The organism is Neisseria sp. HMSC70E02, from assembly GCF_001838645.1.
GTDB lineage: Bacteria > Pseudomonadota > Gammaproteobacteria > Burkholderiales > Neisseriaceae > Neisseria > Neisseria macacae.
Genome location: NZ_KV838082.1, coordinates 1 through 18,919 on the forward strand (window position 1 = coordinate 1; position 18,919 = coordinate 18,919).

Annotated in this window: 18 protein-coding genes; 13 read left to right on the forward strand and 5 right to left on the reverse strand. The window is 52.9% G+C overall.

The window, feature by feature from the left end; all coding sequences use genetic code 11:
- Positions 1-65: 65 nt before the first annotated feature.
- On the reverse strand, positions 66-689 hold the full coding sequence (gene lolA, locus HMPREF3277_RS04900; protein ID WP_003768722.1) for an outer membrane lipoprotein periplasmic chaperone LolA: 624 nt from the start codon (positions 687-689) through the stop codon (positions 66-68).
- 304 nt (positions 690-993) lie between these two features.
- Here lolA and HMPREF3277_RS04905 point away from each other — a divergent pair, with 304 nt between their 5' ends.
- Genes HMPREF3277_RS04905 through HMPREF3277_RS04915 form a run of 3 tightly spaced genes read left to right on the forward strand, consistent with a single transcriptional unit; the run spans position 994 to position 3,534 of the window.
- A complete protein-coding gene (locus tag HMPREF3277_RS04905) occupies positions 994-1,821 on the forward strand; it encodes a ferritin-like domain-containing protein (RefSeq protein WP_070870203.1) in 828 nt (275 codons plus the stop codon).
- A 45-nt stretch (positions 1,822-1,866) separates the two neighbouring features.
- A complete protein-coding gene (locus tag HMPREF3277_RS04910; protein ID WP_070870204.1) occupies positions 1,867-2,826 on the forward strand; it encodes a cation diffusion facilitator family transporter in 960 nt (319 codons plus the stop codon).
- Between the two features lie 60 nt (positions 2,827-2,886).
- Positions 2,887-3,534: an HAD family hydrolase gene (locus tag HMPREF3277_RS04915; protein ID WP_070870205.1), complete on the forward strand. Its 648-nt coding sequence runs from the start codon at positions 2,887-2,889 to the stop codon at positions 3,532-3,534.
- A 51-nt stretch (positions 3,535-3,585) separates the two neighbouring features.
- Here the strand turns inward: HMPREF3277_RS04915 and trmA are convergent, their stop codons facing one another.
- Entirely contained in the window at positions 3,586-4,668 is a 1,083-nt protein-coding gene (trmA, locus tag HMPREF3277_RS04920) for a tRNA (uridine(54)-C5)-methyltransferase TrmA (protein ID WP_070870206.1), read from the reverse strand.
- A 471-nt stretch (positions 4,669-5,139) separates the two neighbouring features.
- Between trmA and HMPREF3277_RS04925 the strand changes: the two genes are divergently transcribed.
- On the forward strand, positions 5,140-5,622 hold the full coding sequence (locus HMPREF3277_RS04925; RefSeq protein WP_070870207.1) for a hypothetical protein: 483 nt from the start codon (positions 5,140-5,142) through the stop codon (positions 5,620-5,622).
- Positions 5,623-5,847: 225 nt separating this feature from the next.
- Here the strand turns inward: HMPREF3277_RS04925 and HMPREF3277_RS04930 are convergent, their stop codons facing one another.
- A complete protein-coding gene (locus HMPREF3277_RS04930) occupies positions 5,848-6,162 on the reverse strand; it encodes a porin (RefSeq protein WP_070870208.1) in 315 nt (104 codons plus the stop codon).
- A 337-nt stretch (positions 6,163-6,499) separates the two neighbouring features.
- Here HMPREF3277_RS04930 and HMPREF3277_RS04935 point away from each other — a divergent pair, with 337 nt between their 5' ends.
- The 4 genes from HMPREF3277_RS04935 to HMPREF3277_RS04950 all read left to right on the forward strand — a co-directional run bounded on the left by HMPREF3277_RS04935 (position 6,500) and on the right by HMPREF3277_RS04950 (position 9,129).
- Complete coding sequence (locus tag HMPREF3277_RS04935) at positions 6,500-7,036, forward strand: isochorismatase family protein (protein WP_070870209.1); 537 nt, start codon at positions 6,500-6,502, stop codon at positions 7,034-7,036.
- An 18-nt stretch (positions 7,037-7,054) separates the two neighbouring features.
- Positions 7,055-7,555 carry a GNAT family N-acetyltransferase gene (locus HMPREF3277_RS04940; protein WP_003755120.1) on the forward strand — a complete coding sequence of 167 codons (501 nt, stop codon included), beginning with the start codon at positions 7,055-7,057 and terminating at the stop codon, positions 7,553-7,555.
- 55 nt (positions 7,556-7,610) lie between these two features.
- Positions 7,611-8,081 carry a YchJ family protein gene (locus HMPREF3277_RS04945; RefSeq protein ID WP_070870210.1) on the forward strand — a complete coding sequence of 157 codons (471 nt, stop codon included), beginning with the start codon at positions 7,611-7,613 and terminating at the stop codon, positions 8,079-8,081.
- Positions 8,082-8,259: 178 nt separating this feature from the next.
- Positions 8,260-9,129 carry a lipid A biosynthesis lauroyl acyltransferase gene (locus tag HMPREF3277_RS04950; RefSeq protein WP_070870211.1) on the forward strand — a complete coding sequence of 290 codons (870 nt, stop codon included), beginning with the start codon at positions 8,260-8,262 and terminating at the stop codon, positions 9,127-9,129.
- A gap of 1,046 nt (positions 9,130-10,175) precedes the next feature.
- On the opposite strand, the gene secB is transcribed toward HMPREF3277_RS04950, so the two are convergent.
- Together secB and grxC are read right to left on the reverse strand one after the other, a co-directional pair.
- Positions 10,176-10,610, reverse strand: a complete 435-nt coding sequence (gene secB / locus HMPREF3277_RS04955; protein WP_003755109.1) for a protein-export chaperone SecB — start codon at positions 10,608-10,610, stop codon at positions 10,176-10,178.
- A 25-nt stretch (positions 10,611-10,635) separates the two neighbouring features.
- Positions 10,636-10,893, reverse strand: a complete 258-nt coding sequence (grxC, locus tag HMPREF3277_RS04960) for a glutaredoxin 3 (RefSeq protein WP_070870212.1) — start codon at positions 10,891-10,893, stop codon at positions 10,636-10,638.
- A gap of 331 nt (positions 10,894-11,224) precedes the next feature.
- Here grxC and rng point away from each other — a divergent pair, with 331 nt between their 5' ends.
- From rng to tsaD, 5 genes are all read left to right on the forward strand, one after another.
- Complete coding sequence (rng, locus tag HMPREF3277_RS04965) at positions 11,225-12,718, forward strand: ribonuclease G (RefSeq protein WP_070870213.1); 1,494 nt, start codon at positions 11,225-11,227, stop codon at positions 12,716-12,718.
- A 257-nt stretch (positions 12,719-12,975) separates the two neighbouring features.
- The gene (locus tag HMPREF3277_RS04970; RefSeq protein WP_070870214.1) at positions 12,976-13,647 is read left to right on the forward strand and encodes a response regulator; all 672 of its coding nucleotides are present in this window, start codon (positions 12,976-12,978) and stop codon (positions 13,645-13,647) included.
- 231 nt (positions 13,648-13,878) lie between these two features.
- Entirely contained in the window at positions 13,879-15,213 is a 1,335-nt protein-coding gene (locus HMPREF3277_RS04975) for an ATP-binding protein (protein ID WP_070870215.1), read from the forward strand.
- Between the two features lie 359 nt (positions 15,214-15,572).
- Positions 15,573-17,669, forward strand: coding sequence for a TonB-dependent receptor plug domain-containing protein (locus HMPREF3277_RS04980; protein WP_070870216.1), 2,097 nt, complete (start codon positions 15,573-15,575; stop codon positions 17,667-17,669).
- Between the two features lie 143 nt (positions 17,670-17,812).
- Positions 17,813-18,874 (forward strand): tRNA (adenosine(37)-N6)-threonylcarbamoyltransferase complex transferase subunit TsaD, encoded by a 1,062-nt coding sequence (gene tsaD, locus HMPREF3277_RS04985; RefSeq protein ID WP_070774293.1) that lies wholly within the window; start codon positions 17,813-17,815, stop codon positions 18,872-18,874.
- Positions 18,875-18,919 lie beyond the last annotated feature (45 nt).

Below are 18,919 nucleotides of genomic sequence, written 5' to 3' on the forward strand. Positions count from 1 at the left end.
AGGGGATGTGTCCAACTTTTGGGGTGCAGTTCAACCTTTCAGACGACCTTTTTATGATCAAACCATCAGTTACTCAACACATCCACGCCTTTGGGCGGGGTGAACTTGAATGCGCCGCGTGAGAGGTTGGGCTTGGTGTTCAAGCCGCCGAAGCTGATGGAGGTTTGGTTGCCGAAGCTGTCTTTCAACTGCATGGCGGCGAGGTTGTCGCCTTTGAAGCCGATGCGGATGTATTGGTAGCCGGCGTTGTTTTTCTTAGGCGTTGCCAAGACGTAGTCGATGCCGTTGGACGAGCCGTCTTCTTTGAGGGAGTAGCTGCTGTCGAGGGCGTTTTTGTTGGAGAGGATGGCGGCGGGGCTGTCGCCGATGGTTTGGTCTTGGGCGGACTTGGTCACTTGTGCCAAATCAACGTCATAGAGCCAAATGGTTTGACCGTCGCCTACGATGGTTTGTTTGTAGGGTTTGGTGTATTCCCATTTGAATAGGCCCGGACGCAGGATTTTGAAAGTGCCGTGTGCGGTTTGGGTTTTCTTTTTGCCTTGGACGGTTTGGGTGAAGCTGCCGCTGATACCGTCGGCGTCGTTGTTGAATTTCTTGAGTGCATCCACTGCGCCTGCCTGTGCGAAACCGATGGTCGCGGTCAAGGCGGAAGCGGCGAGGAATTTGAACAGGTTGTGTTGTTTCATCATTATTTTTCCTTGTTGGAAGGGGTGTGGCGCCCAGTATCGATGTTACAAAATAACAATGCAAGCCGCCTATGGGCGGTTTACATTTTGCAAACAGTGTTTCCCGAGGGCTAATTTTTTGAAGCTGCGGGATTTTTTCCTGCGGAAAAGACAATCGGGTTTCACAATTCTTTAATGTATGCCGACTGCGCAAACTGTGGTATTTAATGGTTTTTGACGCACAACGCCAAATTGTAAAGATTATATTCCTTATATTGTTTTTTTTAAACGCTATAATGTTTGTTTTCCGAAAAACGGCAGACTTGGAATGAAACCTGATATCTATGCTTTGCTGGAACTTGCCCTGCTTTCAGACGACCCCAATGAAAAAGGACGGCTGACGGACGAGGCGTTTGCCGCCGTTCAAAACATGGACGGTGCTGAAGCAAACACCGCGCCGCTGGACTTCCGCCACGCGGGACGGCCGCCGAAGCCTGTTTTGGTTGCGCCGTCGCAACTGACGCCGCGCAAGATGAACACGGCCGAAGGCTATGCGGCGATGCTGCACGCGATTGCGCATATCGAGTTCAACGCCATCAATCTGGCTTTGGACGCGGCATACCGTTTCCGTACGCTGCCGTTTCAGTTTGTGCGCGACTGGATGCGGGTGGCGAAGGAAGAGGTGTACCACTTCCGCCTGATGCGCGAAAGGCTGCGCGCTTTCGGCTTTGATTACGGCGATTTCGAGGCGCACAACCATTTGTGGGACATGGCGTATAAAACCGCCTACGACCCGCTGTTGCGTATGGCGTTGGTGCCGCGCGTATTGGAAGCGCGCGGGCTGGACGTTACGCCGGGGATACGCGCGAAGGTGGAACAGCGCGGCGATTCGGAAACCTGCGGCGTGTTGGACATCATTTACCGCGACGAAGTGGGCCATGTCGCCATCGGCAACCATTGGTATCAACACCTCTGCCGCGAACGCGGTTTGGAACCTGTCGCCCTGTTCCGCAGCCTGATTGCCCGTTACGATATGTTTATCTTCCGCGGCTATGTGAACATCGAAGCGCGCGAAAAAGCAGGCTTCAGCCGCTTCGAATTGGATATGTTGGAAGATTTCGAGCAGGGTTTGAAACAAGGCAAAAAGGTCGTCTGAAAACCCTGAATCCGGATTTTCAGACGACCTCTGTTGAGGAACGTTATGTCTCACCATCACGAACACCATCATCACGCACACGCCCACACGCATACCGCCAACAAAAAAGTATTGCGCGTGTCGTTCATCATCATCGCCGCCTTTATGCTGCTGGAGGCGGTCGGCGGCTGGCTGACCCACTCGCTCGCGCTGCTTTCCGACGCGGGGCATATGTTCAGCGACGCATTTTCCTTGGGTGTGGCGTTGTGGGCGTTCAAACTCGGCGAAAAAGAAACCACGCTGCAAAAGACCTTCGGCTACAAACGTTTTGAAATCCTCACCGCCATGTTCAACGGCTTGTCGCTGGTGGTCATCGCCGTGCTGATTTTCTACGAAGCCGTCAAACGCCTGCTTTATCCGCCCGAAATCGCCACGCTGGGGATGCTCGTCATCAGCGTTATCGGGCTGCTGGTCAACATCGGCGTGGCGGTTTACATGCTGAAAAACAGCGACACCGAAGCCAACGTCAACATGCGCGGCGCGTATCTGCACGTTTTAAGCGATCTTCTCGGCTCAATCGGCGCGATTACCGCCGCCGTGCTCATGATGGCGTTCGGCTGGAAATGGGCGGATCCGCTCGCCAGCGTGTTTGTTGCCGCGCTGGTTGGACGCAGCGGCTGGGGGCTGCTCAAACAAACGCTGCACATCCTCATGGAAGGCGCGCCCGAAAACATCCACACCGACGACCTGCTCGCCGTTATCCGCAACACCGACGGCGTCAAATCCGTCCACGACTTACACGTCTGGACGATTACCAGCAATATCAACGTCCTATCCTGCCACATCGTCGTGGACGGCAGCATGACCGTTGCCGAATCCGAACAAATCGCCTACCGCATCGAACACGAGTTGTCCCACAAAAACATCGGACACTGCACCATCCAAATCGAAAGCGAACACCATCCGCATCCCGACAGCGTCTTGTGTGCCAACGAAACCGACGGCGCGCACCATCACCACCACTAAACCCAAAGGTCGTCTGAAACCCTTCTCAGACGACCTCATCGAAAAACCAAAGGAAAACACATGATACAAGCCGTATTGTTCGACCTCGACGGCACGCTCGCCGACACCGCCCTAGACCTCGGCGGCGCACTCAACACCGTATTGCGCCGCCACAACCTGCCCGAAAAAAGCATCGAGGAAATCCGCCCGTATGCCAGCCACGGCGTAGCCGGCCTGTTGAAAATCGGCGTCGGCATAACTGCCGAACATCCTGATTTCGCAGCATGGCGGCAAGAATGCCTTGAAGCATACAGCCTTTGCTATGCCGACAAAACCACACTGTTCGACGGCGTGAACGAAATGATTGCCGAACTCGACAGACGCGGCATCAAATGGGGCATCATCACCAACAAACCCATGCGCTTCACCGACAAACTTGTCCCCAAACTCGGCTTCGTCATCCCGCCCGCCATCGTCGTCAGCGGCGACACCTGCGGCGAATCCAAACCCAGCGTCAAACCCATGCTGTATGCGTGCGAACAAATCCACGCCGATCCGCAACACACGGTTTACGTCGGCGACGCCGAACGCGACATGCAGGCCGGACGCAACGCGGGTATGAAAACCGTACTTGCCGACTGGGGCTATATCGCCGCCGAAGACCAAACCGAAACATGGCCGTTCGACCACCGCATCGCAGCGCCTTCGGCATTGCTGAAGATTCTGTAAAACGAAAGGTCGTCTGAAAACTTTCAGACGACCTTCTTCAAATCTGCTTCTTTATTTCTTCTTCAAATAAACACCGCTTTCGATATGGTGCGTAAACGGGAACTGGTCAAACAACGCGGCGCGTTCGACAGTATGGGTTTGGCAGAGAGTGTCGAGGTTCGCGCGCAGGGTTTCGGGATTGCAGGAAATATAGATAATGTTGTCAAACTGGGAAACCAGCTTCAGCGTTTCATCATCGACGCCGGCTCGGGGCGGATCGACAAAAATCGTGGAAAAATCATACTCTTTCAACGAGATACCCTGTTCTTGCAGGCGACGGAATTCGCGGCTTTGCGTGTAGGCTTCGGTAAATTCTTCAGCGGAGAGGCGGGCGATTTTGATGTTGTCCCGTTGATTCGCTTCGATGTTCCATTGCGCGGCGTAAACGGAAGTTTTGGACACTTCGGTCGCTAACACCTGACGGAAATGCTGCGAGAGAGGCAGGGTAAAATTGCCGTTCCCGCAATAAAGTTCGAGCAAATCGCCGCCGAGGTTTTGCGCGACATCACACGCCCAGCCGAGCATTTTTTCGCACACGCGGGCGTTGGGCTGGGTAAAGCTGCCTTCGACTTGGCGGTAGCGGAAGTTTTTACCGTTTACGTTCAGCTCTTCGGTGATATAGTCTTGAGTCAAAACGATTTTCTGCCCCCTACTCCGACCGATGATATGGATGCCCAATTCACGCGCCAAGGTTTCGGCAGCACTCTGCCACGCTTCGCCCAGTTTTTTGTGGTAAATCATGGTAACGAGCATCTCGCCGCTCAGTGCAGACAAAAATTCTACGGCGTACCAGCGGTTTTTGAGTTCGGGATTTTGCGCGGCGGCTTCGATGAGCTTGGGCATCAAGGTGTTGATGGATTCGGAGGCGGCGGGAAATTGGTCGCAACGTATCAGGCTTGCGCCGCTTGCTTTCTGCCCGCGCTCGAACATGGCGTAAAACATTTCGCCACCTTCGTGCCAGATGCGGAATTCGGCGCGCATCCGATAATGCTGTTCGGGAGATTCGAAGACTTCGATTTCAGGGAAATCGAGACCTTGGAAAAGCTGTTGCAAGTATTGGATTTTTTGGTCGAGCTGTTGCGTATAAGCGGTCATGTCAGATTAATCTAATAAAAACAATCAGCGCATTATAATATAGTTCAAAGAGCAGATTACGGCACTGCGCCAAAAACAGCAAACCCACCGCCCCAATACCCCATAAATGCCTTCTCAAGCAGTTTCAAAAAGTTTTGGAAGCCACTCGGGCAGCCGTTATAGTGGATTAAATTTAAATCAGGACAAGGCGCCGAAGCCGCAGAGCAGTACAGATAGTACGGAACCGATTCACTTGGTGCTTCAGCACCTTAGAGAATCGTTTTCTTTGAGCTAAGGCGAGGTAACGCCGTACTGGTTTAAATTTAATCCACTATATTTTTTTCTGATCTACAAGCAAAAAAGCATACCTAAATTTCAGCAAAACTTCCGGCCCGGCATTCCATCGATTTACCCATTCAATCTATATTGATTAAGTAAAAATAACATTATAGAATATTCACTCTTTTTAACATTTCATCTTGGGTACCCATCATGTCCGCCAAACGCTTCCTCATTGCCGCCTTCTTGTCCGCTTCCGCATTCGCCGGTGCCGATGTTCACATTGATGAAAGCATCCCCTATCGCGATAAAGAAGAGATTGATAACCGCATCGTATCCAAGTGTTTAGAAGTCGGCAGCATCATGTCCGAATCCTTGCGGGAAAGCGCGGCAAAAAGCGGGGTAACCGTCGTGCGCGATGGTCTGAAACAAGACACTTACGCAGACATCGCCATCACTTCCGCCATGAGCGCAGGCAATGCCTTTGTGGGACACGCCAAGGGAATGGCTGTTTCTGTGACTTTGTATATTGACGGCAAACAAGTCAAAAAAACCACATTCTCCCGCAATTCTATGGGCGGCATGTTTGGCGGTTTTAAAGGTTCTTGTTCCGTCCTGAACCGGACTGCCAAAGTTTTGGGTACGGATTTGGCCAAATGGATTATCCAAGAACAGAAAAACGCTCAGGCTAAATAAAGCGTTTAATCAAAAGATTGGTTTGCAAGCTCCGCTTCTGCCGTCAAAACCAGTGATAGCGGGGTATCGGTCACACACTGTACCAATCTTCCCATGACGAGTCAGTGCGAATACAAACGCGCCCCTAAATATAGACAAAAAGGTCGTCTGAAAACATCCGCACCCATGCGAAACGTTTTCAGACGACCTTTTGCTTATCTTAACCAGGATAGAACCTTATTTCTTTTAACGCCCGAAGCCGATATAAGTTTCTCCGCTGCCTTGGTTGCGGCTGCGCCAAGTGTCTTTGACACCGGTTTTCGAACCCAAGGGCGTATCTTGTTCGACCTGCCACAATACATCATTGCTGCCGCCGATAGGATGCGAACCGCGCATACCGACATAGCTGCCCATGTCGCTTACGCCGTTATTGGAAATTCTGTGGCTGCCGTATTGGGTGCTGGAAGCTTCCACTCCGGCTTTCAAATCGCCGTAAAAATGAACTTCCGCCGCAGCCAACGCAGGCAGTGCGAGTAAAGACAAAATCAGAATTTTCTTCATTATGAAATGCTCCTTATATGACATCCCTTCTGCACAAGCAGGCGGGAAGGGTTAGTGCAAGGCGAATTCTACCGTCCTAAGCGTTTGGGTTTGAATTAAGAAAGAAAATTCATGCAAAGGGTCGTCTGAAAAATGTGAAATCAGATTCAAACTTCCCATGCCGACCGTATACGTTTTTAACGGCAGATGCGCTTCAAACCGAAGCCGCACCTCGCCATCCGGGGCTTTACCATCCTGCGCAAAATGAAAACGCGCCCATCAAAACCGCAGCCATTACAGACACACCGGCTTTCGCTATAATGGAATACACCCTCCACTTGGCGCGAAAGGAATATTTATGAATCCCGAAAACACCCTGTGTCTGATTATCGACATCCAAGAACGCCTCCTCCCCGCCCTGCACGACAAAGACGATATGCTGCACCACAGCCGTATCCTGATACAGGGGCTTCACGCCTTAGGCGTCCCGTTTGCCGTGACCGAGCAATATCCGAAAGGCTTAGGCAAAACGGTTCCCGCCGTCTCGCTGCTGCTGCCCGAAACCACGCCTTTTATCGAAAAAACCCGTTTCTCCGCCTTCTCCCCCGAAACGCACGCGATTCTGACGCAGGCAGCCGTTCAAAACATCATCTTAATCGGTGCAGAAACCCATATTTGTATGTTGCAAACCGTATTGGATTTGCGCTTGGAAGGTTTCAATGTTTACGTCCCCTTTGAATGCACGACATCCCGTTCCCCCGCAAACAAAGAAAACGGTCTGGCGCAAATGCGCGAAGCCCGCGCCACCGTTTCCAATGTGGAAAGCATTTTGTTCCAATTGTTGGGCGACGCGCGCCACCCCACCTTCAAAACCGTTTCCAAACTGATTCAATAGCCTGTTAAGGTCGTCTGAATGCAATACACCATCACCGAAGCCGCCAAAACCGACTTGCCCGACATTGTCGAGATTTACAACAGCACCATAGCCGCCCGCCAATCCACTGCCGACCTGACGCCTGTCAGCATTGCCGAACGCGAACCATGGTTCGACGCGCACGGCGGCAAGCGGCCTCTGTATGTATTGAAAAATCACGAAGGTACGGTTTTGGCGTGGTGCAGCCTCAGCGACTACTACCCGCGTCATGCCTATCACATCAGCGCAGAAATCAGCCTCTATGTCCGCCATGACGCGCGCGGTATCGGCGTAGGCAAAATCCTGCTGCAAAATGTGCTCGAACGCGCACCGTCCTTGGGCATTAAAAACATATTGGCAGTCATCTTCGGACACAACTACCCCAGCCTGCACCTGTTTCACCAGTTCGGCTTTACGGAATGGGGGCGATTGCCCGCCGTATGCGACTTAGGAACGCAGCAAGCCGATGTTGTCATCTTAGGCAAAAAATTAGTCGATTGAATCCCCGACAGCCAAACCGCAAACCTTTCCCAAACACTATCCGCTCCAAACCAAAATGACCGCTCCCCAGACCTGCCCCTGCTCTTCAGGACAAACCTACAACGACTGTTGCGCACCGTTCCACTGCCACGAAAACCTGCCGCAAACCGCCGAACAGCTGATGCGTTCCAGATACAGCGCCTATGTTTTGCACGATATCGCCTATATCGTTGAAACGACTGTCCCTTCCCAGCAACACCTGCTCGACCAAGCCGATATGCTGGCATGGAGTCAGACGACCCATTGGCTGGGTTTGGAAGTCATACAACACGCCAATGTCGGCAAACAACATGCCCAAGTCGAATTCAAAGCCTATTTTCAAGACGGTCAGGAAACAGCGTGCCATCATGAATTATCCGCCTTCGTCAAAATCGGCAATCGCTGGTATTTCATCGACCCGACCACACCCTTACCCGGCATGAAACAAGATTGCATCTGCGGTTCGCACAAAAAATTCAAAGCCTGCTGCGGCCGTTTTTTCAAATAACAAACCCTGCCCATCCGCAGGAAAATTTGAAACCATGCCCGCAGACAGGCTGCATCTCCTGAAAACACCGGTTTCAAAAATGCCGCCGTTCCTTCCCTCTTCCCCACCTCAATCCGCCTGAAAAACAGCCCTTTCCGTTATAATTCCCTTTTTCCCGCCCCATTCCTCAACAGACGACATGAAAGCCGCCTTTTTCCTCCTCTACCTCATCCAGCTCCTGCCCTTCAAAGCCATACACAAAATTGCCAACGCAGTGGGCATCCTTGCCTATTACGCCGTCAAACCGCGCCGCAAAGTCGGCGAGACCAACCTCAGAAAATGCTTTCCCGAATGGAGTAAAGACAAACGCAAAGCCGTGCTCAAACGCCATTTTCAGCACATGGCAAAGCTGATGCTCGAATACGGCCTGTATTGGTACGCGCCTGCCGAAAGGCTGCGCAAATTTGTGCATTATCAAGACAAACACCATCTTGACGACGCACTCGCGGCGGGCGAAAAAGTCATCCTGCTTTATCCGCATTTCACCGCATTTGAAATGGCGGTTTACACCCTCAATCAGGACGTGCCGCTGACCAGCATGTATTCACACCAAAAAAACAAAGCGTTGGACGAACAAATCCTCAAAGGCCGCCACCGCTACAACAACGTCTTCCTCATCGGTCGCACCGAAGGCCTGCGCGCGATTATCAAGCAACTGCGCAAAAGCGACGCCCCCTTCCTTTATCTGCCCGACCAAGATTTCGGCCGCAACGACTCCATCTTCGTCAACTTCTTCGGCATCCCCACCGCCACGATTACAGGCTTAAGCCGCATCGCCGGCATGACGAAAGCCAAAGTCATCCCCGCCATCCCTACGCGCAATGCCGACAACACCGTTACGCTGCGTTTCTATCCGGCATGGGAAAACTTCCCTTCAGACGACGTTGTAGCCGACACCCAACGCATGAACGACTTTATCGAAGCGCGGGCAAGGGAAAATCCCGAGCAATATTTCTGGCTGCACAAACGCTTCAAAACCCGTCCCGAAGGCGAACAGGGATTTTATTGAATTACATACAGTTACAACAAAAAGCAAAGCCCGTCATATTCGGGCTTTTATCATTTCTATTAAATCGAAAATTAACAACGATAGTAACAAATCTTCAATTGAGAATTTTTCACATTAACTCTTTGGATAAAATGGATATTCAGCCCCATTAAACGGGCAACAGAGGAAAAAACCGGCGTATTTCCCGTAAAACATAAATATGATGCAAAATTTTGATTAACATATTAAATTTAATTTAATTTAAAATCAAAGCGTTATAAAATAACATTTTTAAAAAATCAATTGAACCAACCATTTTTTAAAGAATATAATGCCAAATTTATAAAAATATAATTTTAATATTTATAAAAATTTAAAATTAATAGAATTATATTTTGGATTTTTTATAAATATTGGAATATTATAAATATACATTTTACATAAAAAAATAATGTAAACCACTTGGCAAACCCAAATTTTTCGCGTAAATTTCGTTACATCAAATTACAGCCGTACCGGTAAGATTTGATACTCCGGTTTCCTACTGCAAGCTTCCAGCTTGCAAGTGGATGTTTCGAGACTCACTCCCTCGGAACAAAAGTTTACCCGCACGGAGTTGAGCCGTGCAGGTAAAGCCGCAGGCGAAAGCCTGTATTGTTTGTGAAGCGTAAATCTCTGATTTGAGGTATTGGGGCAATCCTGTGGGGGATTGCCTCCTTTTTTTGTTCATCCGCTTCATCACACCCACAAGGGTTTACGGTGAACAAAACAGAAAATACCCATCAACCACCCCACTCCGCCTCAAACGCAAATATAGTGGATTAACTTTAAATCAGGACAAGGCGGCCGAAGCCGTCAGACAGTACAGATAGTACGGCACCGATTCACTTGGTGCTTCAGCACCTTAGAGAATCGTTTTCTTTGAGCTAAGGCGAGGTAATGCCGTACTGGTTTAAAGTTAATCCACTATAACGGGCAAACAAAGCATCGTGTTATTGGCATCCGCCATACAAAAAGGTCGTCTGAAACATTTTTCAGACGACCTTTTGACATACAGGGAACGCGGATTATGCGTTGCCTTCTTGTTGTTGCTGGTACATAGCTTCGAAGTTGATCGGAGCAAGCAGTACGGGCGGGAAGCCGGCGCGGGTTACGCTGGTGGAAATGGCTTCGCGAGCGTAAGGGAAGAGGATGTTCGGGCAGGCTACGCCTAAGAGCAGTTGAACGTCTTCTTCAGGGATGTTTTCCAGACGGAAGATGCCGCTTTGGGTCACTTCGTTGAGGAACATGGTGCGTTCGGCGTTGAGTTTGGCGGTTACGGTAACGGTTACGTCAACGTTGTAGTAGCCGTCTTCCAGCTTCTCGCTGTTGGTGGAAACGCGCATATCGACTTCAGGCTCGCCTTGTTCCAAAAAGATTTGGGGGGCGTTGGGCACTTCCAAAGACAGGTCTTTGACGAACAGGCGTTCGATGCTGAATACGGGTTGCAATTCTTCGCTCATTTTGTTTTCCTAGTTGGGTTTAAAGTTACGGGTTTAATAAAGAATCCAGCCTGCCTTCGCGGTGCAGGCCGTACAAATCGGTAAAACCGCCGACATGAGTATCGCCGATGAAAATTTGCGGTATGCTGCGCTGGCCTGAAAGCTGCTGCATTTCGGCAAAGGCTTCGGGGCTGCGGTCGACGCGGATTTCGTTGATTTCGGCGACGCCCAGCGAATGCAGCAGCCTTTTAGCCATGGTGCAGTAGGGGCAGAATGCGCCTGTATACATCGTAACGGTTTGCATGATTGTTTTCAGAGTTCTAATGGGGTTCACTATATGGGCATATGGTTTATTTTACAATACTTGAAATCGGCTATTTTGCCTGAATCTTTGTTTTCGGGGCGTAAGTGCTGCCTGCCGCCCATGTGCCAAAACGCCGTTTTTAAAGTATGATAAACGACAATCCGAACCGCTTTTGTCATTTGTTTTCCACAAAACCGACGGCAAGCGGGTGGTAGATTAAATTTGAGTCAGAACAGCAACACAATCAGCCGATTATTTCCGGGTTTGGGCAACATCAGTCTGGTTCAAATTTAATCTACTATATTTCTTATTAAAATCAGGAACTAAAACCATGCTTTCAGGAATCCCCATCCCGAAGGACGCCGTCCGTCCGCCCGAAACCGTGCTCGTCAACATCACCCCGCAGGAAACGCGCGTGGCGGTGTTGGAAGAAAACAATATCTGCGAGCTGCACATCGAACGCAACAGCGGCCATAGTCTGGTCGGCAATATTTATCTGGGCGTGGTGCGCCGCGTGTTGCCCGGCATGCAGAGCGCGTTCATCGACATCGGTTTGGAACGCGCCGCGTTTCTGCACATCGTCGATGTTCTCGAACAACGCCGCAACCCCGACGAAACCCAGCGCATCGAACACATGCTGTTTGAAGGACAGTCGGTTTTGGTGCAGGTCATCAAAGACCCGATTAACACCAAAGGCGCGCGCCTTTCCACTCAAATTTCGTTAGCGGGGCGTTTCCTCGTCCACCTTCCGCAGGAAGACCACATCGGCATTTCCCAGCGCATCGAGGACGATGCCGAACGCAACAGCCTGCGCGAACGCCTGACTAATCTATTGCCAGAAGACGCGTGCCACGGCTATATTATCCGCACCAACGCCGAAAACGCCACCGACGAGCAGCTTCTGTCCGACATCCACTACCTGACCAAAGTGTGGGAACACATTCAAGAACAAGCGAAAACCCAGCCGCCGGAAACCCTGCTGTATCAGGATTTGCCTTTGAGCCTGCGCGTGTTGCGCGATATGTTCAGCCTCGACACGCAAAAAATCCTGGTCGATTCAACCGAAAACCACCGCCGCATGACCCGCTTCGCTGAGCAATACGTTCACGGCGCATTGGGCAGGATAGAGTTGTTCAAAGGAGAACGCCCGCTGTTTGAAACCCATAACGTCGAGCAGGAAATCAGCCGCGCCCTACAACCGCGCGTCAACCTCAACTTCGGCAGCTACCTGATCATCGAGTCCACCGAAGCCATGACCACGATAGACGTGAACACCGGCGGCTTCGTCGGCGCGCGCAACTTCGACGAAACCATCTTCCGCACCAACCTCGAAGCCTGCCACACCATCGCCCGCGAATTACGGTTGCGCAACCTTGGCGGCATCATCATCATCGACTTCATCGACATGGCGCAGGAAGCGCACCGCGAAGCCGTGTTGCAAGAACTTGCCAAAGCCCTCGCCTTCGACCGCACCCGCGTCACCCTCAACGGCTTCACCAGCTTAGGTTTAGTCGAGCTGACGCGCAAACGTTCGCGCGAAAATCTCAGCCAAATCCTCTGCGAACCCTGCCCGTCCTGCCAAGGCAGGGGTCGTCTGAAAACGCCGCAGACCATCTGCTACGAAATCCAGCGCGAAATCGTCCGCGAAGCCCGCCGTTACGACGTGCAGTCCTTCCGCATCCTCGCCGCGCCCAACGTCATCGACCTCTTCCTCGACGAAGAGTCACAATCGCTGGCGATGCTCATCGACTTTATCGGCAAACCGATTTCGCTGGCAGTCGAAACCGCTTACACGCAGGAACAGTACGATATTGTGTTGCTGTAAAGACAAAAGGTCGTCTGAAAACGGAATCGGGGTTTTCAGACGACCTTTTGGCAAAATCGGCAGACCATTCAAACGCAGTATTCCTTTAGAAGAAAATGTCCACCATACCCGGCAGAACCCACGCCGAAGGAAACCCAATCAAGTACGGAAAAGCAACAAAAGGTCGTCTGAAAACCAGCCGCCCCTTTCAGACGACCTCCCGCTAAACCCTTCCTAATTTTCCCCTGCTATCCTTCCCGCTGATTAAGGAGAACACCATGCGCGTATTGCTTGCAGAAGACGACAACATGATTGCCCAAGCCGTAGCCGCCAACCTCAAAGACAGCGGCTATGCCGTCGACTGGGTCAAAAACGGCAGCCAAGTTTCTACCGCCCTTCAGGCGCAGAACTACGACTTGCTGCTGCTCGACCTCGGACTGCCCGGCAAAGACGGGCTGGACGTCCTCACCCAAATCCGACACGAAGGCAGCCAAACCCCCGTCCTCATCGTTACCGCCCGCGACGACCTCCACAGCCGCCTCAACGGACTGGACGGCGGCGCCGACGACTACATCGTCAAACCCTTCGACATGGCGGAGCTGCAAGCCCGTATGCGCGCCGTCCTGCGCCGCCACAGCGGCCACAGCCAAACCCTATTAACCAACGGCGCGCTCACCCTCAACCCCGCCACCTACCAAGTCGAAGTCAAAGGACAAGACAAACCCGTCCTCCTGAGCAACAAAGAATTTGCCGTCCTCCAAGCCCTGATGATGCGTCCCGGCATCATCCTCTCCCGCAGCGACCTTGAAGACAAAACCTACGGCTGGGGCGAAGAAGTCGAGAGCAACGCCGTCGATTTCCTCATCCACGCCCTACGCAAAAAGCTCGGCAAAGAACACATCCAAAACGTACGCGGCGTAGGCTGGCTGGTCGCCAAAGAGGTCGTCTGAAACCCCAATCCGCGCATCCATGCCCGCCATGCCATAATCAATATAGTGGATTAACTTTAAATCAGGACAAGGCGGCCGAAGCCGCAGACAGTACAGATAGTACGGCACCGATTCACTTGGTGCTTCAGCACCTTAGAGAATCGTTTTCTTTGAGCTAAGGCGAGGTAACGCCGTACTGGTTTAAAGTTAATCCACTATAACAAAACCTAAAACAGCCTCACCAAACACACTATGCATCACTTCATCCAGACCCTCAAACAATCCCTGCAAGTCCGTATCAGCATCGCCCTGATACTGATGTTCCTGCCTTTGTCCATCATCGCAGGCGCATTCTCCTATTACCAAACCTACCATGAAGCCGAAGAGCTTCAGGACGACCTGTTGCGCCAAACCGCCGCCTACATCAACCCCAAAACCACCGACTACACACAAATAGGCAGCGAAAACCACATCCTCATCCAAACCTTCGGACAAGAAGACACCGTCCCTTTGTCCGACACACTCGGCGAAGGATTCCACACCATCAAAGGCAGCGTTGATGACGACGATGACGATGATGACGACGACGAATACCGCGCCTACATCCGCCAAACCCCGCAAGGCAAAATCGCCGTACTCCAAGAAACCGAATACCGCGACGACCTCGCCGCCACCGCCGCCTACCAAAGCGTCCTCCCGCTGCTCATCGCCCTGCCCCTCATGATCCTGCTGACCGTATGGATCACCTACCGCGCCATGCGCCCCGTCAAAACCCTTTCCGCCGCCCTCGGCAAACGCCGTTCAGATGACCTCTCGCCGCTGGACGGAGAAGGCGTGCCCAGCGAAATACAAGGCTTCGTTACCGCCATCAACCAACTGCTGCAACGCACAGGCGAAAACATCCGCCGCCAGCAACGCTTCATCGCCGATGCCGCCCACGAACTGCGCAGCCCCCTGACTGCCCTCTCCCTTCAAGCAGAACGGCTCACCAAGCTGCCCCAATCGGACGAAGCCCGCGAACAGACCGGACTCATCCTCCAAAGCATACAGCGCAACCGCCACCTGCTCGAGCAGCTCCTGACCCACGCCCGCGCCCAAGGCTCCGAGACCCAACGCAACCTGACCAACATCAGCCTGCAAGCCCAGTTCCGCCGCGTGCTGCAAGAACTCATGCCCCTCGCCCTCGACAAACAGCAAGACATCGGCGTCGCCGTCGAAAACGACCTGCGCATCCGAGCCGACGACACCGAAATCTACACCCTCATCAAAACCTTCACCGACAACGCCATCCGCTACACCCCCGCAGGCGGCCGCATCGACATAGGTTTCAGCGAGACCCCGACCACCCTCACCATCTGGGTGGAAGACGACGGCCCCGGCATCCCCGCCGCCGAACGCAGCCGCGTAACCGATGCCTTCTACCGCATACTCGGCACGGAACAGCAAGGCACCGGACTCGGACTCTCCATCGCCGACACCATTGCCAAACGCTACGGCGGCAAACTCATCCTCGCCGACAGCCGCAACTTCGCCCACGGCCTGCTCATACAGGCGCAATTGGATAAAAGGCTGCTCAAAGCAGACTAAGCACACAAAAGGTCGTCTGAAATCCGTTTTCAGACGACCTTTTTCTATGTTCCATCCCTCCATCCAAATATCCGCATCACAACAAGCCCCCTCTTCCTAAAACACAGGTTTCCCATCCCCGCCGTCCCTGCCCAAGCCATCAAACAACGCGATGCCGACAGCAAAAATATCGCCAGCCCTTCCGAAAATCCGGCTTCCGCCACATTCGGTTAAAGAGCATCAACAAATGTAGGTCTCTGAAAATATGATTAATATTCTCGGAGTAATGTATATTGTTTGCAAATCATTATCAAAAAATATTAGAATATACACTCTTGCTTTAACGCAATACCCCTTAATCACTCAACTAGAGGAAGAACATGAAATCCCCCCATTCCCCCGCCTTCCGTTTCAGCATCATGGTGCTGGCACTGTCTTCAGGTTTTGCCCATGCAGACAACGTTCGCCCCGAAGCGACTGCCGAACTGAAAGAAGTCGTCGTTACCGGTACTGCCGTACCGACCCGCGTTACCCGCAACCAGCTTGACCGCGAAACTTCGACCGATTTGAAACAAGTCATGAAAGACCAAATCGGCATGGATGTCGGCGGCGGCAACGGCGTGGCGCAGTTTTACAGCATCCGCGGCGTCGGCGAAGACAAGATTAATTTGGAAGTGGACGGCACCAGCCAATCCACCAAAATCTTCCACCACCAAAGCCGCTTCCAGCTTGACCCCGCTTTGGTAAAAAGCATCAACGTTGAAAAAGGCACGGGCGCGGCGAGTGCGGGCTTGGGCGCGGTCGGCGGTACCATCCGCGTAACGACGGTTGACGCAAAAGACCTGCTGACCGACGGCAAACCTTTCGGTTTCAAACTCGGCGCGGGCTTGAGCAGCAATAAAGGCTCAACCGGCAACGCGGCGGTTTACGGCTATCAAAACGGCTTCGATGCCCTGTTTGCAGGCAACTTCCTCAACAACCGCGACTACAAAGACGGCAACGGCAATGTCAACCGCGGCAGTCGTCTGAAACAACACAGCTACCTCGCCAAAATCGGCTACGACTTCAACGACGACCACGGCATCCGCCTGACCTACCGTCAGGAATACCAAAAAGGCAACCGTACCGACAAAGCCGAGTTCCAAAACGTTGACAGCTACGTCGGCGTGGACGGCACTTATCAAAAAGAGCAATCCTACAATCTGGAATACCGCGGCCGCAACGTCGGCTTCCTCGACAAAATCGACGCCAACGTCTTCCAAATCAACACCGACGACACCAAGCCGCCTAAAGGCGCGCCTTCCCCGAAAGCCCAAGCTTCCGGCACGGCTCAAGGCGGCGTTCCCATCGGTCAGCTTGAGTTGAGCAAAATCAAAGCGACCGGCGCGAATCTGAACCTCGCCAGCTCCTTCGGCGACGGACACATGGTGAAATACGGCGTCAACTACCGCCACGAAACCTCCGAGCCGTCCGACAAAGGCGCATGGCTGAAGATTCTCGGCCTGTATGACCGCGACAAAGAGAAGAAAGCCGAATACGGCGTGTACGCGGAAGGCATTTGGAACCTGCACCCCGTTACCCTGACGACCGGCCTGCGTTACGACCATTTCAAATACAACGCCGCCAGCAAACAAAGCGCGTCGCATGGCCAGCTCAACCCCAGCATCGGCGCGATTTGGGACATCAATGACAACTTCTCCCTCTTGGCAAACCTCAATCAGGCAAGCCGCGCGCCCCGCCTGAACGAAGCCCTGTTGGCTAACGAACGCGCGGGCGCCGCCGCCGATTTGGACAGCAACCTCAAAGCCGAAACCGCCCGCCGTGCCGAATTGGGCTTCAAATGGCGCAACGACAACTTCAACGTCAGCGGCAGCGTGTTCCACCAACGCATCAAAGACCTCATCGTCTATCGTTGGGCAAAAATCAACAACAACACCGCCTCCATCACCGAACGCGGCAAGATTTACAACGGCGGCACGCTCAAAACCTACGGCTACGAACTTGACGCATCCTACCGTTGGGGCGGTCTGACCGCACGCGCCGGCGTGTCCTACGTCAAACCGCGTCTGAACGGCGAAATGTACTACGGCGAAAGCCCGATTCAAGCGGAAGACCACGAAAGCTCGTTCACCTTCTGGAACACCGGCCGCCAATGGCTGACCGGCCTGTCTTATCAGTTTGAAAACCCCAAACTCGAAATCGGCTGGCGCGGCCGCTACGCCCAAAGCGTGAAATACACCGACGTCGCCCGCGGACAAGGCACGATACACGGCAAGAAATCAGGCTACGGCGTACACGACATATACGCCAACTGGCAGCCGCTGAAAAAAGACAACCTGAACGTCAACTTCGCCGTCAACAACATCGGCAACAAACAATACCGTTCGCACAGCCAACGCTTCCCCGACGGCAACGGACGCACTCCCTTCTACGAGCGCGGCCGCGAGTTCGCCTTGGGCGTGAATTACCGCTTCTGATAGAAACGTTGACAAAAGGTCGTCTGAAACCTGATTTTTGGGTTTCAGACGACCTTTTCGTTATGGAGAACAAGCAATGGACTGCGAACACTGCCCGAAATCCGTTAAAATACCGCATCCTTATTTTCAGACGACCTCAAACCATGTTGGTACTCGGAATCGAATCATCCTGCGATGAAACGGGCGTTGCGCTTTACGACACCGAACGCGGCCTGTTGGCGCACCATCTTCACACCCAAATGGCGATGCACGCCGAATACGGCGGCGTTGTCCCCGAACTTGCCAGCCGCGACCACATCCGCCGCGTCGTCCCGCTGACGCAGGGCTGTTTGCAGGAAGCGGGCGTTTCCTATGACGACATCGATGCCGTCGCCTACACCCAAGGGCCGGGTTTGGGCGGCGCGCTTCTGGCGGGTTCGGGCTACGCCAACGCCTTGGCGTTTGCCTTGAACAAACCCGTCATTCCCGTCCACCATCTCGAAGGCCATTTGCTCTCCCCGCTTTTGGCGGACGACAAACCCGAATTTCCGTTCGTCGCCCTGCTGGTTTCGGGCGGGCATACACAGTTTATGGCGGTGCGCGGCATCGGCGACTACACGTTGATGGGCGAAAGCGTCGATGACGCGGCAGGTGAAGCGTTCGACAAAACCGCCAAACTCTTAGGTTTGCCGTATCCCGGCGGCGCGAAGTTGTCCGAACTGGCGAAGCTGGGCAAACCCGATGCCTTTGCGTTCCCGCGCCCCATGCTCCATTCGCATGATTTGCAGATGAGCTTCTCCGGTTTGAAAACCGCCGTGCTGACCGCCGTCGAAAAAGTCCGCGCCGAAAACGGAGGCGAAATTCCCGAGCAAACGCGCAACGACATCTGTCGCGCGTTTCAAGACGCGGTGATTGACGTCCTCGCCGCCAAAGCCAAAAAAGCCTTGTTGGATACCGGTTTCAGAACTTTGGTCGTCGCGGGCGGCGTCGGTGCGAACTGGAAGCTGCGCGACGAATTTTCTCGCCTGAGCGTCAAAAAGCCGTCTGAAAAAGGCAAACCCAAGCCTAAGGAAGAAAAAATCAAAGTCTGCTTCCCACCCATGGAATACTGCACCGACAACGGCGCGATGATTGCCTTCGCCGGCGCGATGAGGTTGCAGGAGCGGCAGCCCGCGGGCGCGTTCAACGTCAAACCGCGCTGGCCGCTGTCGGATATTGTGAAATAGTGTGCGGCAAAGAAATATAGTGGATTAACTTTAAACCAGTACGGC

Coding starts and splice junctions, on each gene's coding strand:
- lolA (WP_003768722.1), bottom strand. CDS start 689: ATGATGAAACAACACAACCTGTTCAAATTCCTCGCCGCTTCCGCCTTG.
- HMPREF3277_RS04905 (WP_070870203.1), top strand. CDS start 994: ATGAAACCTGATATCTATGCTTTGCTGGAACTTGCCCTGCTTTCAGAC.
- HMPREF3277_RS04910 (WP_070870204.1), top strand. CDS start 1,867: ATGTCTCACCATCACGAACACCATCATCACGCACACGCCCACACGCAT.
- HMPREF3277_RS04915 (WP_070870205.1), top strand. CDS start 2,887: ATGATACAAGCCGTATTGTTCGACCTCGACGGCACGCTCGCCGACACC.
- trmA (WP_070870206.1), bottom strand. CDS start 4,668: ATGACCGCTTATACGCAACAGCTCGACCAAAAAATCCAATACTTGCAA.
- HMPREF3277_RS04925 (WP_070870207.1), top strand. CDS start 5,140: ATGTCCGCCAAACGCTTCCTCATTGCCGCCTTCTTGTCCGCTTCCGCA.
- HMPREF3277_RS04930 (WP_070870208.1), bottom strand. CDS start 6,162: ATGAAGAAAATTCTGATTTTGTCTTTACTCGCACTGCCTGCGTTGGCT.
- HMPREF3277_RS04935 (WP_070870209.1), top strand. CDS start 6,500: ATGAATCCCGAAAACACCCTGTGTCTGATTATCGACATCCAAGAACGC.
- HMPREF3277_RS04940 (WP_003755120.1), top strand. CDS start 7,055: ATGCAATACACCATCACCGAAGCCGCCAAAACCGACTTGCCCGACATT.
- HMPREF3277_RS04945 (WP_070870210.1), top strand. CDS start 7,611: ATGACCGCTCCCCAGACCTGCCCCTGCTCTTCAGGACAAACCTACAAC.
- HMPREF3277_RS04950 (WP_070870211.1), top strand. CDS start 8,260: ATGAAAGCCGCCTTTTTCCTCCTCTACCTCATCCAGCTCCTGCCCTTC.
- secB (WP_003755109.1), bottom strand. CDS start 10,610: ATGAGCGAAGAATTGCAACCCGTATTCAGCATCGAACGCCTGTTCGTC.
- grxC (WP_070870212.1), bottom strand. CDS start 10,893: ATGCAAACCGTTACGATGTATACAGGCGCATTCTGCCCCTACTGCACC.
- rng (WP_070870213.1), top strand. CDS start 11,225: ATGCTTTCAGGAATCCCCATCCCGAAGGACGCCGTCCGTCCGCCCGAA.
- HMPREF3277_RS04970 (WP_070870214.1), top strand. CDS start 12,976: ATGCGCGTATTGCTTGCAGAAGACGACAACATGATTGCCCAAGCCGTA.
- HMPREF3277_RS04975 (WP_070870215.1), top strand. CDS start 13,879: ATGCATCACTTCATCCAGACCCTCAAACAATCCCTGCAAGTCCGTATC.
- HMPREF3277_RS04980 (WP_070870216.1), top strand. CDS start 15,573: ATGAAATCCCCCCATTCCCCCGCCTTCCGTTTCAGCATCATGGTGCTG.
- tsaD (WP_070774293.1), top strand. CDS start 17,813: ATGTTGGTACTCGGAATCGAATCATCCTGCGATGAAACGGGCGTTGCG.